We start from the raw sequence: 13,171 nt of genomic DNA on the forward strand, positions 1-13,171 counted from the left end.
GATGGCCTCCCCTCCGTGAGGGGGAGGGGAGGCCTCTCCGGGCTACAGCGCCGCGTACCCCGGGCGGACGACCTCGTCGACGAGGCGCTGCCGCTCCGGCAGCGGCAGGAAGGCGGCCTCCAGGGCGGCGACCGTGAACTCCTCGAAGACCTCCGGGCCGTACCCGAAGGCGTCCACCATGTGCTGGAACTCCTCGCTCATGGTGGTGCCGGAGACCAGCCGGTTGTCGGTGTTGAGCGTGATCCGGAAGCCGAGCCGGCGCAGCTCGTCGATCGGGTGCGAGGCGTAGTCCTTCGCGGCGCCCGTCTGGAGGTTCGACGTCGGGCAGACCTCCAGGGCGATGCGGTTGTCCCGGACGTACGAGGCGAGCCGGCCCAGCGTGCCGTCCTCGGCGATGTCGTCCGTGATCCGCACGCCGTGGCCGATCCGCTCGGTGCCGCAGACCTGCACGGCCTCGTGGATCGACTCCGCGCCGACGGCCTCGCCGGCGTGGATCGTGTAGTGGCAGTTCTCCCGCTTCAGGTGCTGGAAGGCGGCGAGGTGGCGGGCCGGCGGGTTGCCGATCTCGCCGCCCGCTATGTCGAAGCCCGCCACGCCGTTGTCCCGGTGCGCGACGGTGAGCTCCGCGATCTCCAGCGAGCGGTCGGTGTGGCGCATACCGGTGAGCAGGGTGCGGACGGTGATCCGGCCGCCGGTGCGGCGCTCGCCCTCGCGGAAGCCGTCGTTGACCGCCACGACGACCTCGTCGAGGGTGAGGCCGCCCTCCAGGTGCTGCTCGGGGGCGTAGCGGATCTCGGCGTAGACGACGCCGTCCGCCGCGAGGTCCTCGGCGCACTCGGCCGCGATGCGCACGAGCGCCTCGCGGGTCTGCATGACCGCGCAGGTGTGCGCGAAGGTCTCCAGGTAGCGCTCCAGCGAACCGGAGTCGGCGGCGTCCCGGAACCAGACCGCGAGCTCGGCCGGGTCCTCCGTCGGCAGCGCGGTGTAGCCGCACTCCCGCGCCAGCTCGACGATGGTCGCGGGGCGCAGCCCGCCGTCGAGGTGGTCGTGGAGGACGGCCTTGGGGGCCCGGCGGATCCACTCGGAGACGGTGGCGGCGGCAGGCGTGGCAGGGTTGTCAGACAAGTGCATGGCGGGGAAGTGTACGCCACGGCGGCGCCGGCCGCTGTGACGGCTCCGACAAGGGGTCTACGCGGGTGGACCCCGCCGGGTCCCGCCCCGCCGGTCCGCGCCCCGTGGGATCAGTGGGACTGGAGCACCGGCAGCGCGGGGGTGCCCGTCGGGAGCATGTGCTTGGCGGCCAGGACCGGGGTCTCGCCGACCCGTACGACCTGCGTGATCAGGACGGCGGGGGTGTCCGCCGGGCGGCCCAGCTGCTCCCCGCGCCGCCGCCCGAGCAGCGTCGCCGTGATGCCGCTGTGCGCGCTCAGGGCCGTCTCCCGCGAGGCCGCGACGAGCACCGCGAGCATCGAGACCGCGCGGCCGGTGTCCGCCGCCGCGTCCCGCAGGGCCCGCGCGAACTCCGGGTGCACCCGGTCGAGCAGCTCGTCGGAGGCCGCCCACTCGTGGCTCAGCGCCGCCGCCGCGCCCTCCCCGGTCAGTACGGACTCCCAGAACCGCAGCTCGGCGCGGGCGGGCGCGAGCAGGTGCTGGGTGGTGAAGTCGGTCGGCTCCTCGACGGTCCTGAGCAGCGCCCGCACCCGCAGCGGGGTGCCCGCGCCGATCAGCTCCTCCAGCGGCTGGACCTGCTCGAAGCCGCGCCGGGGCGGACGGTCGTTGACCGTGCGGCCCACCCCGCGCCGCACCGTGAGGACGCCGTCCTCCTGGAGCAGCAGCAGCGCCTCGCGCAGGGCCGGCCGGCTGACGCCCAGCTCGGCGGCGAGCTTGGGCTCGGAGGGGAGCGTGGAGCCCGGCGGGTAGGTGCCGTCGTGGACGGCGTCCGCGATCCGCTCGTAGAGCGCCACGACCGGTCGCCGCCGCTGTCCGCTGACCGCCACGGCCCCTCCTCGTCTCGTTCCCGGCCCGCTGTCCGCCGGTCTCCGCACCCACGGTAGTCGGCCCACGTTGTCTGACAAGTCACCCGTACGGCCCTGCTCGCCGTCACGGGGAGGCGCCGCGCGTCCCATTCTGGTCCCACGGCTGTGGCCGCGTACGACCGACGGCACGACGTGAGGAGAGGAGCCGGGCATGAGTCCCAAGCACACGCCACGGACATCGGGCGGGGGCACGTCCCGGTTCGCCGGAGCCTTCACTCCGGGCCGGATCGCGATGATCGCGGTCGCGGTCCTCACCCTGGTCTTCATCTTCGAGAACACCCGCGAGGTCAAGATCCGACTGCTCATCCCCGAGGTCACCACGCCGCTCTACGGGGCCCTGCTCGCGACCGCCCTCCTCGGCGCCGCCTGCGGCTACTACTTCGCCGCCCGGAGGCGGAAGTGAAGCCGGCCACCGTCGTCGGCGTCGGCGCGGTCCTGGCGCTCGCGGCCGTCGCCGCCTCCTCGGTGGAGGAGGCCGCCGAGCCCGGCGACGAGGCCGGGACACGGCCGATGCCGGACTTCCTCGACCGGGGCCTGTGGCGGGTCTTCACCCATCTGCCCCGCCGGACCCGGCTCGACGTCCACGACGTGAGCGGCCGCGACCGGCGGGTGCTGTGGCCGCCGCGCTGGCAGGTCTGCACCCAGTACCCGGCGGCGGGCACGGGCCTCGACCGGCGCACCACCGTCATGATCGGAGTCGTACGCAAGGGCGAGACCTGCCCACCCCGCGTCCGCGACGCCCGCCGCTGACGGGGGACCGCGCCCGCCCCGTGTGGGCCTTCGCCCCCGCCCCGTGTGGGCAATCGTCCCGCTGGGGCGAGGGGGTCCCCCCTGCGCGAGCGGAGCCGAGAGCTTGGGGGAGGGTGGGTACACGGGACGGCGCCCTTCAGCGGCGCCTCCGCGTTCCCCGCCTGAACCCGCACCCCGTGCACGGCGCACAACGTGGTGCGGGTCCAGGCGCGGAAGCCTCTGGCGCCGGCAGGGTGCGGGTCCGTTGTGCCCACCCGTTCCGCCCCTTGCGGAACGCCTGCCCACAACGGGCCATAGCCTGGCCCGTATGTTCGACGACCCCGGTTCCTACCTCGCCATCGGCCCCCGCGTGGGTCTGCGCCCCTTCTCCCCGGCCGACGCGGAGGAGTTCACCGCCCGTGCCCGCGAGAGCAGGGAGCTCCACCGGCCCTGGCTCTTCCCGCCGTGCACGGCCGAGGCGTACGCCGCCTACGCGGGCGCCCTGATCGAGGACCCGGCGCGGGCGGGCTTCCTGGTGTGCGAGCGCGACGGCGGCGGGATCGCCGGATTCGTCAACATCAACAACATCGTCCGCGGCGCCTTCCGCAGCGGCGCCCTCGGCTACGGCGCCTTCGCGCATGCCGCCGGGCGCGGGCTGCTGACCGAGGCCCTCGGGCTGCTCCTGGACCACGCCTTCGGGCCGATGGAACTGCACCGCCTGGAGGCGAACATCCAGCCCGGCAACACCGCCTCCCGCGCCCTCGTCCGCCGCGCCGGCTTCCGCCTGGAGGGCTTCTCGCCCGCGATGCTGCACATCGACGGGGCCTGGCGCGACCACGAACGCTGGGCGATCACGGCATCGGACTGAGGGGACTAGCGCTTGCGGTTGATCTTCATGGTGTCGAGGTCCGTCACCGTCGACCGCAGCGCCTTGTACCCGTGCCCCAGCTCCCGGAGCGCCGTCTCCACCCGGTCCTCCGCGATCGCGCCCGCCATCTCCTCGCCGTCCTCGGCGTCCGAGACGACGACCAGGCGGTACGAGAAGGCCTTCAGCGTCCGGTCGTAGGCCAGCGAGCCCTCCTCCGTGAACTGCATCGCCGCCATCCCGTGGTCGTCGACCTCGGCGAGCAGCCGGGCCCGGCTCTCCTCCGTCAGACCGTCGAACGTGCCGCGCACGATGACCCGGTAGGTGTGCTGCGTGCCCATGCCTCGTACTCCCTGTGCCACTGGTTCCCGGCCGCCGTCACGGCGGGCCGACCCTCCACACTACGGTGGGAGACGACGGCGGCCGTAGCGAATATCCGGGCGCGCCGACCCCGGGCCCTTTGCCGAAGCCTGACGCGGAGAACCGTGGAGAGCCCCTGGTCAGGACCGGCTCCGGCGTGTTCCATGGATCAATGACGACCGTACGACGTGCCGTACTGACGCTGCCCGTGGCCCCGTTGGGCCCGGACAACCCTCTTCCCGCACTGCGGGCCCCCGCCGGAGCCGGGGCCCACGCGGTCGACGCGCGGACCCTCGCGGAGCTCCCGCGCGACATGGCCCGGGGCATGGGGCGGGCGCCCCTGCGCAGCCTGCTCCCCGCCCCCGTGCGCGACGGCTACGGCCGCGAGCGCACGCCCGCGGACCTCGACACGATCGTGATCGAGAACGACCGGCTCCGGGTGACCGTGCTGCCCGGTCTCGGCGGCCGCGTCCACTCCCTGCACCACAAGCCCACCGGACGCGAACTCCTCTACCGCAACCCCGTTTTCCAGCCCGCCGCCTTCGCCCTCAACGGCGCCTGGTTCTCCGGCGGCATCGAGTGGAACATCGGGGCCACCGGCCACACCACCCTCTCCTGCTCGCCCCTGCACGCGGCGACCGTCCGCGCCCCCGACGGCGGCCCGATGCTCCGCCTGTGGGAGTGGGAGCGCCTGCGCGACCTGCCCTTCCAGGTCGACCTGTGGCTCCCGGAGGACTCCGACTTCCTGTACGTCGGCGTCCGCGTCCGCAACCCCCACGAGCGGACCGCCCCCGCCTACTGGTGGTCCAACACGGCCGTCCCGGAGGAGCGCAGGGTCCTCGCGCCCGCCGACGCGGCCTGGCACCACGGCTACGAACGCGGCCTGGACCGCCTCCCGGTGCCCGTCACCGAGGACGGCACCGACCGCTCGTACCCGCTGAACGGCGCCCACGCCGCCGACTTCTTCTACGACCTGCCCGAGGAGCGGCGCCGCTGGATCGCCGCCCTCGACGCGGACGGCCACGGCCTCGTCCAGACCTCCACCGACGCGCTGCGCGGCCGCAAGCTCTTCCTGTGGGGCACCGGGCGCGGCGGACGGCGCTGGCAGGAGTGGCTGACCGAACCCGGAACCCCCGGCTACGCCGAGATACAGGCCGGACTCGCCCGCACCCAGCTGGAGCACCTGGAGCTCGCGGGCGAAGGGGAGTTCAGCTGGCTGGAGGCGTACGGACCGCTCGCCGCCGACCCGGCCGCGGCGCTCGGCGACGACTGGGCGGCGGCCCGCGCGGACGTCGAACACCGGCTGGAGGCGGCGCTGCCCCGCGCCGCCGTCGACGCGGCGTACACCGCGTGGCGGGAGGGCGCGGCGGACGCCGAGCCGGAGACCGTCCTCGCGGCCGGCTCCGGCTGGGGAGCCCTCGAAGTCCTGCGCGGGGGATACGCGTTGCCGGGCACGCCCTTCCCCGAGTCGACGCTGGGCCCCGAGCAGGAGCCCTGGCGGGAGCTCCTGCGCACCGGCGTCCTGCCGCCCCCGGCGAAGGGCGCGGGACCCGGCGCCCCGCTGGTCGCCGCCCCCTGGCGGGACATGCTGGAGACCGCCCCGGCCGACCCGTCCACCGAGTACCACCTCGGCATCGCCCAGTGGCACGCCGGAGACCGCGCCCAGGCGGTACGGAGCTGGGAGCGCGGACTCCGGCGGGCCGAGGTGCGCTGGCCCCTGCTGTACTGCCTGGCCGTCGCCGACTGCGAGGACGGGCACCCGGCGCGCGCCGCCGAACGGTTCGCCGAGGCCTTCGACGACCACGAGGCCCACGACGCGGGCGAGGCCGTGGCGGCCGCCCTCGGACGCGAGGCCACCGCGGCGCTCCTCGCCACGGGCAGGGCCGGACAGGCCCGGGAGGTGTGGGCGCGGCTGCCCGACGAGGTCCGGGACAGGGGCGCCTTCCGTCTCCTGGAGCTCAGGATCCTGCTCGCCGAGGGCCGTACGGGCGAGGCCCGCGCCGTCTTCGACGCGGGCTTCGAGGTCGCGGACCTGCGCGAGGGCGCGGAGATCCTCGGCGAGGTCTGGGCGGAACTCACCGACGAACCCCTGCCGGACGCCTACGAGTTCAGGATGCGCCCGAGCTGACGAGCGGCGTCGGTCCGCCCGGAGTTCCGGGCGGACCGACGCCGGTACGGGTCAGGACACCCGGCACAGGATCTCGCCGTGCGGGACCATGAACCACGCGTCCTCCTGCTTGCCCCACTCCCGCCAGGCCTCCGCGATCGACGCCAGTTCGGCGGGGGTCGCGTGCCCGCCCCCGGCGGCCAGCTCGGCGTAGACGGAGGCCGTCGTGCGGTCCGCCCACAGGCCGCTCCACCAGTCCCGCTCCTCCGGGGTGGCGAAGCACCAGGTGGCGGCCGTCGTCGTGATCTCGGTGAAGCCGGCCTGCCGGGCCCAGGAGAACAGCCGCCGTCCCGCGTCCGGTTCGCCGCCGTTGGCGCGGGCGACCCGGCGGTACAGGTCCAGCCAGCCGTCCAGGGCGGGCCGCTCGGGGAACCAGGTGAAGGCCCCGTAGTCGCTGTCCCGGGCCGCGACCACCCCGCCGGGCCGGCACACGCGGCGCATCTCGCGCAGCGCCTGGACCGGGTCGCCGACGTGCTGCAGCACCTGGTGGGCGTGGACGACGTCGAAGGAGTCGTCGGGGAAGTCCAGGGCGTGGACGTCGGCGACGGCGAACTCGACGTTCTCCAGCCCGCGTTCGGCGGCGACCGCGCGGGCCTTGTCCAGGACGTCCTCGGCCGCGTCGACCGCGGTCACCCGGCCCGGCGCGACCAGCGCGGCCAGGTCGGCGCTGATGGTGCCGGGCCCGCAGCCCACGTCCAGGACGTCCAGGCCCGCGCGCAGTTCGGGCAGCAGATAGGCGGCGGAGTTGGCGGCGGTCCGCCAGCTGTGCGAGCGCAGGACCGACTCGTGGTGTCCATGCGTGTAGACGGCGGTCTCATGGGCCGCGGGCTGCGCGGAGGCGTGCGTCATCGAACCGACTCCCTCGGTGTGGGTGCGTGCCTCCACCGTACGCAGGGCAGCCGAATAATGAGACCTGCGTCTTGGGATGTGGACAGTCGGTCAGGTCAACAGGTCCCGCCGGTAACGGAGTTCCTCCAGGACCCGGCCGCCCGTCTCCTCCCGCACCGCCGTCCCGTCCGGCCGCCAGCCCGCGGCCTCGTAGAACCTCCGGCCGCGCGCGTTGCCCGCGAACACCCACAGTGCCGCCGCCCGGAACCCGGCCGCGGCGAGCGCCTCGGCGGACGCCGCCATGAGCGCCTGCCCGACGCCCGTCCCCCAGACCTCCGGCAGGGCGTACAACGCCGCCAGCTCCGCCGTGCTCCCCGGCGCGAACTCCCCGTCCGGCCAGGGCCGGAAGCAGGAGAACCCGACCATCCGCCCGCCGTCCCCCGTCGCCACGAGCACCGTGGGCCGGTCCGGGGCCGTGAGGCGGGCGCGCCAGGCGGTGGCGCGCTCCCCGACGTCCAGGGCGTCGAGGTACGGGGCGGGGAGCAGGTCGCGGTAGGCGGCCCGCCAGGACAGCACGTGGACGGCGGCGAGCTCGGCGGCGTCCTCGGGAAGCGCTTCACGTATCGGCATGAGGCATTCTGGCCCGGGAGGCACCGGGGCGACCCGCCGCCCCGTACGCCTGACGGACCCTCGTGTGACAGCACCGTGAACGGACCGTCCCGAGCGCCCTCGCGCCCCTAGGGTGGGCCCGCCGCCGAACGGCGGTCCGCCCCTCCGACGTGCCGAGGAGTCCCGTGCCCCACTCGTCCGCGCCCGCCCGCCGCTCCCTCCTGAAGCTGCTCGCAGCGGGCCCGGCGGTCTCCGCCCTCGGCGGGCTCGCCACCGCCGCCCCCGCGTACGCCGGTCCCGTGGACACCGTGGCGGACCCCGCGCCCGGCATCGTCAAGGACCTCCCGCCGGAGTACTTCACGGTGCGCGGGACCAACGCCGAGGCCCGCTTCGAGACCTTCGCCGACACCGGCCTCCTCACCCCCGCCGACCGCTTCTTCGTCCGCAACCACACCTCCACCCCCGTCCTCGACGCCACCGACTGGAAGCTGACCCTCTGGGGCGACGGACTGCACGGCCGCACCCCCGTCCACTTCACCTACGGGCAGCTCCGCGACCTGCCCTCCGTCACCCGGACGGCCCTGATCGAGTGCGCCGGGAACGGCCGCAGCCTCTACACCACCCAGCAGGGCGAGCCGGTCACCGGCACCCCCTGGACCCTCGGTGCCGTCGGAGCCGCCCGCTGGCGCGGCGTCCGCCTCTCCGACGTCCTCCACCGCGCCGGGATCGCCCACGACGCCGTCGACCTCCTGCCGCGCGGCCTGGACGCCCCGTACGTCTCCGGCGGCGTCGACTACGGCTCGGTCCGCCGCCCGCTGCCGGTCGCCAAGGCCCTCGACGACGTGATCCTCGCGTACGAGATGAACGGCGAGCCCCTCCCGTACGACCACGGCCACCCGGTCCGGCTCGTCGTGCCCTCCTGGGTCGGCATCGCCTCCGTCAAGTGGCTCGGCGACATCGAGGTCTCCACCCGGCCGCTCAGCTCGCCCTGGTCCACCACCTGGTACCGCCTCTTCGGCGACGCCCACCCCGCCGGCGGGAGCGCCCCGATCAGCCGCCAGACCCTCAAGTCCACCTACCAGCTGCCCTTCGGTGCCACCCTGGAGGCCGGCCGCCCCCACCGGCTCACCGGCCGCGCCTGGTCCGCCCTCGCACCCGTGCGGACCGTCGAGGTCTCCACCGACGGCGGCGCCCACTGGCGCCCCGCCCACCTCCACGACACCCCGCGCCGCGACGGCTGGGTCCGCTGGAGCGTGCCCTGGCGCCCCCGCGTCACCGGGCCGGTCACGCTGCTCTCCCGCACCACCGACGCCGCCGGCAACACCCAGCCCGAGCGGGCCGTCCCCAACACCCAGGGGTACCTCTTCAACGCGGTCGTGCGTCACCCGGTCACCGTCGCCTGAACGGGCGGAACCGCCTGAACCTTCGTATAAAGGGCACGGGGGTGCCCGCCCGGCGCCCCCGCGCGCTCAGGAGGTACGGGACATGCGGCAGACGGCTTCGGAGGGCCGCGGGCCGGTGCGCTACGGACCTCCCGCACCCGACAGCGGACTGCCCGTCCTGCCCGGACTCGCCGGGATCCTCGCCGGCGCGGCGGGGCGGACCGCACCCGAGCCGCCGGGGGGCGGGCCCGTGCTGCGGGAGGCGGCGGCCGGGTACTGGTGGCGGCGCGGTCTGCGAACCCATCCCGAGGACGTGGTGGCGGCGCCCGGGGCCCCGGCCCTCCTGCTGGCCCTGATCGCGGCCCACGGCGGCGACCTGCTGCTGCCCCGTCCCTGTCCCGCCTGGTGGACCCCGCAGGCCCGGCTGCTCGGCCGTCCCGCGTACCACGTGCCCACGCCCGCCGAGGCGGGCGGCGTCCCCGATCCGTACGCCCTCCTGGAGACCGTCCGGCGGATCCGCGCCGAGGGCGGCGCCCCCCGGGTCGTGCTGCTGTCCGTCGCCGACGACCCCACCGCCACCGTCGCCCCGCCCGAACTCGTCCGAGAAGCCTGCGAGGCCGCCGTCGCCGAGGGCCTCCACGTCATCAGCGACGAGACCTGGCGCGACACCCTCCACCACCCGCACGACACGGTGCTGCTCAGCCCCGCCGAGATGTGCCCCGACGACGTCACCGTCCTCACCGACCTCGGCGGCGCCCTCACCCCCGCCGCCTGGCCCTGCGCCGTCGCCCGCTTCCCGCCCACCGACCCGTCCCGCGCCGACCGCTGGACCGACCGCAGGGCCCGCGTCCTCGACGTGCTCACCGCCCTCGGCGCCCTCGTCCCCGGGCCCGTCGCCCCCGCCATGGCCCACGCCCTCGACGAACCCGAGGACGTCACCGTACGGGCCCGGCGCGCCGCGACCTCCCACGGGCTCCTCGCGGCGGCCGCGTACCGCGCCGTCCTCGCCGCCGGGGCCCTCGCCCGGCCCCCGCAGGCCGGCCGCCACCTCTACGCCGACCTCGGACCGCTGCGCGCCGGGCTCGCCGCCCGGGGCGTCACCGACTCCCTGGAACTGGAGAGCCACCTCACCGCGCGCCTCGGCGCCCCGGCGACCGGCGGCCACCGCTTCGGCGACGAACTCGGCGCGCTGCGCGTCCGGTTCGGCACCGGCATGTTCCTCGGCGCGACCGAGGAGGAGCGCACCGAGGCCCTCCTGGCGGCCGACCCCGCCGAACTCCCGCACGTGGCCCGTCTTCTGGAGGAGTTCGGGGGAGCCCTGGAGGAACTCCGATGACGGTGACCGCCCCACCCCCTCCACCCAGCGCCGAGCACGAGCGGAACGGAGCCCGCAGATGACCGAACGGACGGCACCCCCCGCGCGGCCCGGACAGACCCCGCACCACCCCGACCCGGTCACGCCCTCTGCTCCCGACCCGGTCACACCCCCCGCTCCCGGCCCGGAATCCGCCCCGGCTCCCGCCCCGGGGTCCGCGCCTGCGTCTGCCCCGGCTTCCGTGCCTGTGTCTGCTCCCGCTTCCGCCCCCGCCCCGGAGTCCGCCCCGGCTCCCGCCCCTACGTCTGCTCCCGCGCCCGCCCCCGCCCCCGTCCTCCAGCCCCTCGGCCGGCTGCGGCAGGACTGGCCCCGCAGCTTCGCCGACCGGCTCACCGCGCCCCTTCCCGGTGTCCGGGCTCTGGCCCGGCTCGCCAGGGAAGGAGCCGTACGCCCCCGTGCCGAGGGGCTCCGTGACATCCCCCTGCTGCCCTTCGAGCCCGGACCGCTGCCGCCCGCAGGGCCCGGTACCCTCGCCGTGACCTGGGCCGGGCACGCCAGTTGGGTCCTGAGGGTCGGCGGGCTGACGGTCCTCACCGACCCCGTCTGGTCGCGCCGCATCTTCGGCACACCGGCCAGGCTCACCCCCGTAGGGGTCCGCTGGGAGGACCTGCCGCCCGTCGACGCCGTCGTCATCAGCCACAACCACTTCGACCACCTCGACGGCCCCACCCTCAAGCGGCTGCCCCGGCACACCCCCGTCTTCGTCCCGGCCGGGCTCGGCCGCTGGTTCACCCGTCGCCGGTTCAGCCGCGTGACCGAGCTCGACTGGTGGGAGGCCGCCGAACTCGACGGCGTCCGCTTCGACTTCGTCCCCGCGCACCACTGGTCCAAGCGCACCCTCCTGGACACCTGCCGCTCCCTGTGGGGCGGCTGGGTGCTCACCGACCGGACCGGGCGCCGGATCCACTTCGCCGGGGACACCGGGTACGGCCACTGGTTCGCCGAGATCGGCCGCCGCTACCCGGGCATCGACCTGGCGCTGCTCCCGATCGGCGCGTACGACCCGCGCTGGTGGCTCAGCGACGTCCACACCGACCCGGAGGAGGCGGTCCGCGCCCACCAGGACCTCGGCGCCCGGCGGATGGCGCCCATGCACTGGGCCACCTTCGTGCTCTCCTCCGAGCCGGTCCTCGAACCCCTCACCCGGGTCAGGGCCGCCTGGGAGAAGGCCGGTCTGCCCCGCGAGGACCTGTGGGACCTGCCGGTCGGCGGCTCACGGGTGCTCGTGCCCTGACGGCGCCTCCTCGGGAGTGCCCCGCACCCGCCGCCACAGCGCCGGGACCGCGCTGATCAGCACCGTCAGGCCGACCGCCGCGACGACTCCCTGCCAGGGCTCCGGGAAGAGCGAGCCGCCCAGGATCCCGATCAGCTGGTACGTCGCCGCCCACGCCAGGCAGGCCGCCACGTCCGCCCGGACGAAGCGGCGCAGCGGCATCTGGGCGAGCAGGCACGCCAGCATCACCGGGATCCGCCCCGCCGGCACGAGCCGGGACAGCACGAGCACCGACACCTGATGGGTGTCGAGCCGCTCCTGCGCATGCGCGAGCCGCTCCGGCGTCACCCGGGACCGCAGCGCGGCGAGCCACCGCGAGCCGTTGCGGGAGCGGACCCCGCGCTGCCCCAGCCAGTACAGCGCCGTGTCGCCGAGGCACGCGGCGGAGGACGCCACCAGGAAGACGAAGAGCAGCGAGAACGGCGAGGACTGGTGGAAGGCGACCACCGCCGCCGAACTGACGATCGCGCCCGTCGGCACGACCGGCACCAGCGCGCCGAGCGCCACGAGCAGGAACAGCGAGGGATACCCGACCGCCTGCTGCGTCGACTCCGGCGGAAGCTCCCGCACCACCGTGACCATGCCGGTGAGCCCACCGATCACCGCGCGACCTCCGGCCGCGCGGCCCCGCGGGACAAGGTGCGCTCTCCCGTCACCGCGTGGCCCTCGGCCTCCACGAGACCGCCCGTCACCGCGCGACCTCCGGCCGCACCCGTTCGCCGTGGCCGAGGAGGTGGACCGCGACCTTCGGCGCGAGCCGGGCCGCATGCCGGACGAACTCGTCGCCAGGAGCGTGGAACTCGTGCGGACGGACCCCGTCGAGCCCGATCGGCCAGTACGTGCCGTAGTGCACCGGCACCGCCGCCGCCGGCGAGAGCGCGGCGAGCGCCTGGGCCGCCCGCCCCGCGTCGAGGTGGCCGTGGCCGAGGTAGGGGCCCCAGCCGCCGACCGGCAGCAGGGCCACGTCCACCGGGCCCACCGCGTCCGCCATGCCGTCGAACAGGCCGGTGTCCCCGGCGAAGTACGTGCGGGCCTCGCCCTCGACGACGTATCCGAGCGCGGGGGAGCGGTGCGGCCCGACCGGCAGCCGCCGCCCGTCGTGGAGCGCCGGGACGGCCCGTACCGTCACGCCCTCCACGCTGACCGCGTCGCCCGGCCCCACCTCGGTCAGCCGCAGCCCGTTCCGGTCGAGCCTGCGCAGCCCCGGTACGGCGGCGGGCGCGCCGCGCGGCACGAGGACCCGCGTCCCCGGCGGGAGCAGGGCCAGGGAGGGGAGGTGGAGGTGGTCGGCATGCAGGTGCGAGACGAGGACGGCCTCGGCGCGGGCGGCCTCCGGCGGCGGCAGGGCGCCGCGCCGGCGGCGCAGATGCGCGAGCCGCCGGGCGAACAGCGGATCGGTGAGGAAGCGGATCCCGGAGTCCTCGACCGTGCAGGTCGCGTGGCCCCACCAGGTGACCTCCACCGGCTGCCGCCCTTCCGCCGTCCGCCGTCCGCGCCCGCCGCGCGGGCCCGTTCCGTAACGAGGGTAAATGTCCGGAGCTCGCTCC

Annotated in this window: 14 protein-coding genes; 7 read left to right on the forward strand and 7 right to left on the reverse strand. The window is 75.6% G+C overall.

What is annotated here, in order from left to right; translation table 11 throughout:
- Window positions 1-42: 42 nt before the first annotated feature.
- Both ACH4TP_RS11390 and ACH4TP_RS11395 read right to left on the reverse strand, forming a co-directional pair.
- Window positions 43-1,131 (reverse strand): adenosine deaminase, encoded by a 1,089-nt coding sequence (locus tag ACH4TP_RS11390; RefSeq protein ID WP_041132039.1) that lies wholly within the window; start codon window positions 1,129-1,131, stop codon window positions 43-45.
- Window positions 1,132-1,241: 110 nt separating this feature from the next.
- The gene (locus tag ACH4TP_RS11395) at window positions 1,242-1,997 is read right to left on the reverse strand and encodes a GntR family transcriptional regulator (protein WP_389233221.1); all 756 of its coding nucleotides are present in this window, start codon (window positions 1,995-1,997) and stop codon (window positions 1,242-1,244) included.
- A 190-nt stretch (window positions 1,998-2,187) separates the two neighbouring features.
- Here ACH4TP_RS11395 and ACH4TP_RS11400 point away from each other — a divergent pair, with 190 nt between their 5' ends.
- The 3 genes from ACH4TP_RS11400 to ACH4TP_RS11410 all read left to right on the forward strand — a co-directional run bounded on the left by ACH4TP_RS11400 (window position 2,188) and on the right by ACH4TP_RS11410 (window position 3,633).
- Entirely contained in the window at window positions 2,188-2,439 is a 252-nt protein-coding gene (locus ACH4TP_RS11400; RefSeq protein ID WP_398437210.1) for a DUF1049 domain-containing protein, read from the forward strand.
- Window positions 2,436-2,786, forward strand: coding sequence for a hypothetical protein (locus ACH4TP_RS11405; protein WP_389233227.1), 351 nt, complete (start codon window positions 2,436-2,438; stop codon window positions 2,784-2,786). The genes ACH4TP_RS11400 and ACH4TP_RS11405 overlap by 4 nt, the downstream gene beginning before the upstream one ends.
- A 307-nt stretch (window positions 2,787-3,093) precedes the next feature.
- Entirely contained in the window at window positions 3,094-3,633 is a 540-nt protein-coding gene (locus ACH4TP_RS11410) for a GNAT family N-acetyltransferase (protein WP_398437212.1), read from the forward strand.
- A 5-nt stretch (window positions 3,634-3,638) separates the two neighbouring features.
- Here ACH4TP_RS11410 and ACH4TP_RS11415 read toward each other — a convergent pair whose 3' ends face one another.
- Entirely contained in the window at window positions 3,639-3,971 is a 333-nt protein-coding gene (locus tag ACH4TP_RS11415; RefSeq protein WP_389233233.1) for a DUF6204 family protein, read from the reverse strand.
- A 191-nt stretch (window positions 3,972-4,162) separates the two neighbouring features.
- Between ACH4TP_RS11415 and ACH4TP_RS11420 the strand changes: the two genes are divergently transcribed.
- Complete coding sequence (locus ACH4TP_RS11420; RefSeq protein ID WP_398437214.1) at window positions 4,163-6,118, forward strand: DUF5107 domain-containing protein; 1,956 nt, start codon at window positions 4,163-4,165, stop codon at window positions 6,116-6,118.
- 51 nt (window positions 6,119-6,169) lie between these two features.
- On the opposite strand, the gene ACH4TP_RS11425 is transcribed toward ACH4TP_RS11420, so the two are convergent.
- Both ACH4TP_RS11425 and ACH4TP_RS11430 read right to left on the reverse strand, forming a co-directional pair.
- The gene (locus ACH4TP_RS11425) at window positions 6,170-7,006 is read right to left on the reverse strand and encodes a methyltransferase domain-containing protein (protein WP_389230558.1); all 837 of its coding nucleotides are present in this window, start codon (window positions 7,004-7,006) and stop codon (window positions 6,170-6,172) included.
- A 90-nt stretch (window positions 7,007-7,096) separates the two neighbouring features.
- Window positions 7,097-7,615 (reverse strand): GNAT family N-acetyltransferase, encoded by a 519-nt coding sequence (locus ACH4TP_RS11430; protein ID WP_398192208.1) that lies wholly within the window; start codon window positions 7,613-7,615, stop codon window positions 7,097-7,099.
- Between the two features lie 164 nt (window positions 7,616-7,779).
- Between ACH4TP_RS11430 and ACH4TP_RS11435 the strand changes: the two genes are divergently transcribed.
- The 3 genes from ACH4TP_RS11435 (at window position 7,780) to ACH4TP_RS11445 (ending at window position 11,585) form a co-directional block, all read left to right on the forward strand.
- Window positions 7,780-8,997 (forward strand): sulfite oxidase, encoded by a 1,218-nt coding sequence (locus ACH4TP_RS11435; protein ID WP_398437216.1) that lies wholly within the window; start codon window positions 7,780-7,782, stop codon window positions 8,995-8,997.
- Window positions 8,998-9,079: 82 nt separating this feature from the next.
- A complete protein-coding gene (locus ACH4TP_RS11440) occupies window positions 9,080-10,312 on the forward strand; it encodes an aminotransferase class I/II-fold pyridoxal phosphate-dependent enzyme (RefSeq protein WP_389230567.1) in 1,233 nt (410 codons plus the stop codon).
- 58 nt (window positions 10,313-10,370) lie between these two features.
- Window positions 10,371-11,585 carry an MBL fold metallo-hydrolase gene (locus ACH4TP_RS11445; protein ID WP_398437217.1) on the forward strand — a complete coding sequence of 405 codons (1,215 nt, stop codon included), beginning with the start codon at window positions 10,371-10,373 and terminating at the stop codon, window positions 11,583-11,585.
- Here the strand turns inward: ACH4TP_RS11445 and ACH4TP_RS11450 are convergent.
- Both ACH4TP_RS11450 and ACH4TP_RS11455 read right to left on the reverse strand, forming a co-directional pair.
- Entirely contained in the window at window positions 11,565-12,206 is a 642-nt protein-coding gene (locus ACH4TP_RS11450; protein ID WP_389231280.1) for a DedA family protein, read from the reverse strand. The two genes, ACH4TP_RS11445 and ACH4TP_RS11450, sit on opposite strands and share 21 nt — an antisense overlap.
- A 106-nt stretch (window positions 12,207-12,312) precedes the next feature.
- Window positions 12,313-13,086: an MBL fold metallo-hydrolase gene (locus ACH4TP_RS11455; RefSeq protein WP_389230573.1), complete on the reverse strand. Its 774-nt coding sequence runs from the start codon at window positions 13,084-13,086 to the stop codon at window positions 12,313-12,315.
- Between the last annotated feature and the right edge of the window lie 85 nt (window positions 13,087-13,171).

The sequence above is a fragment of the Streptomyces sp. NPDC021012 genome (genome assembly GCF_044333355.1).
In the GTDB taxonomy this organism is placed as follows: Bacteria; Actinomycetota; Actinomycetes; order Streptomycetales; family Streptomycetaceae; genus Streptomyces.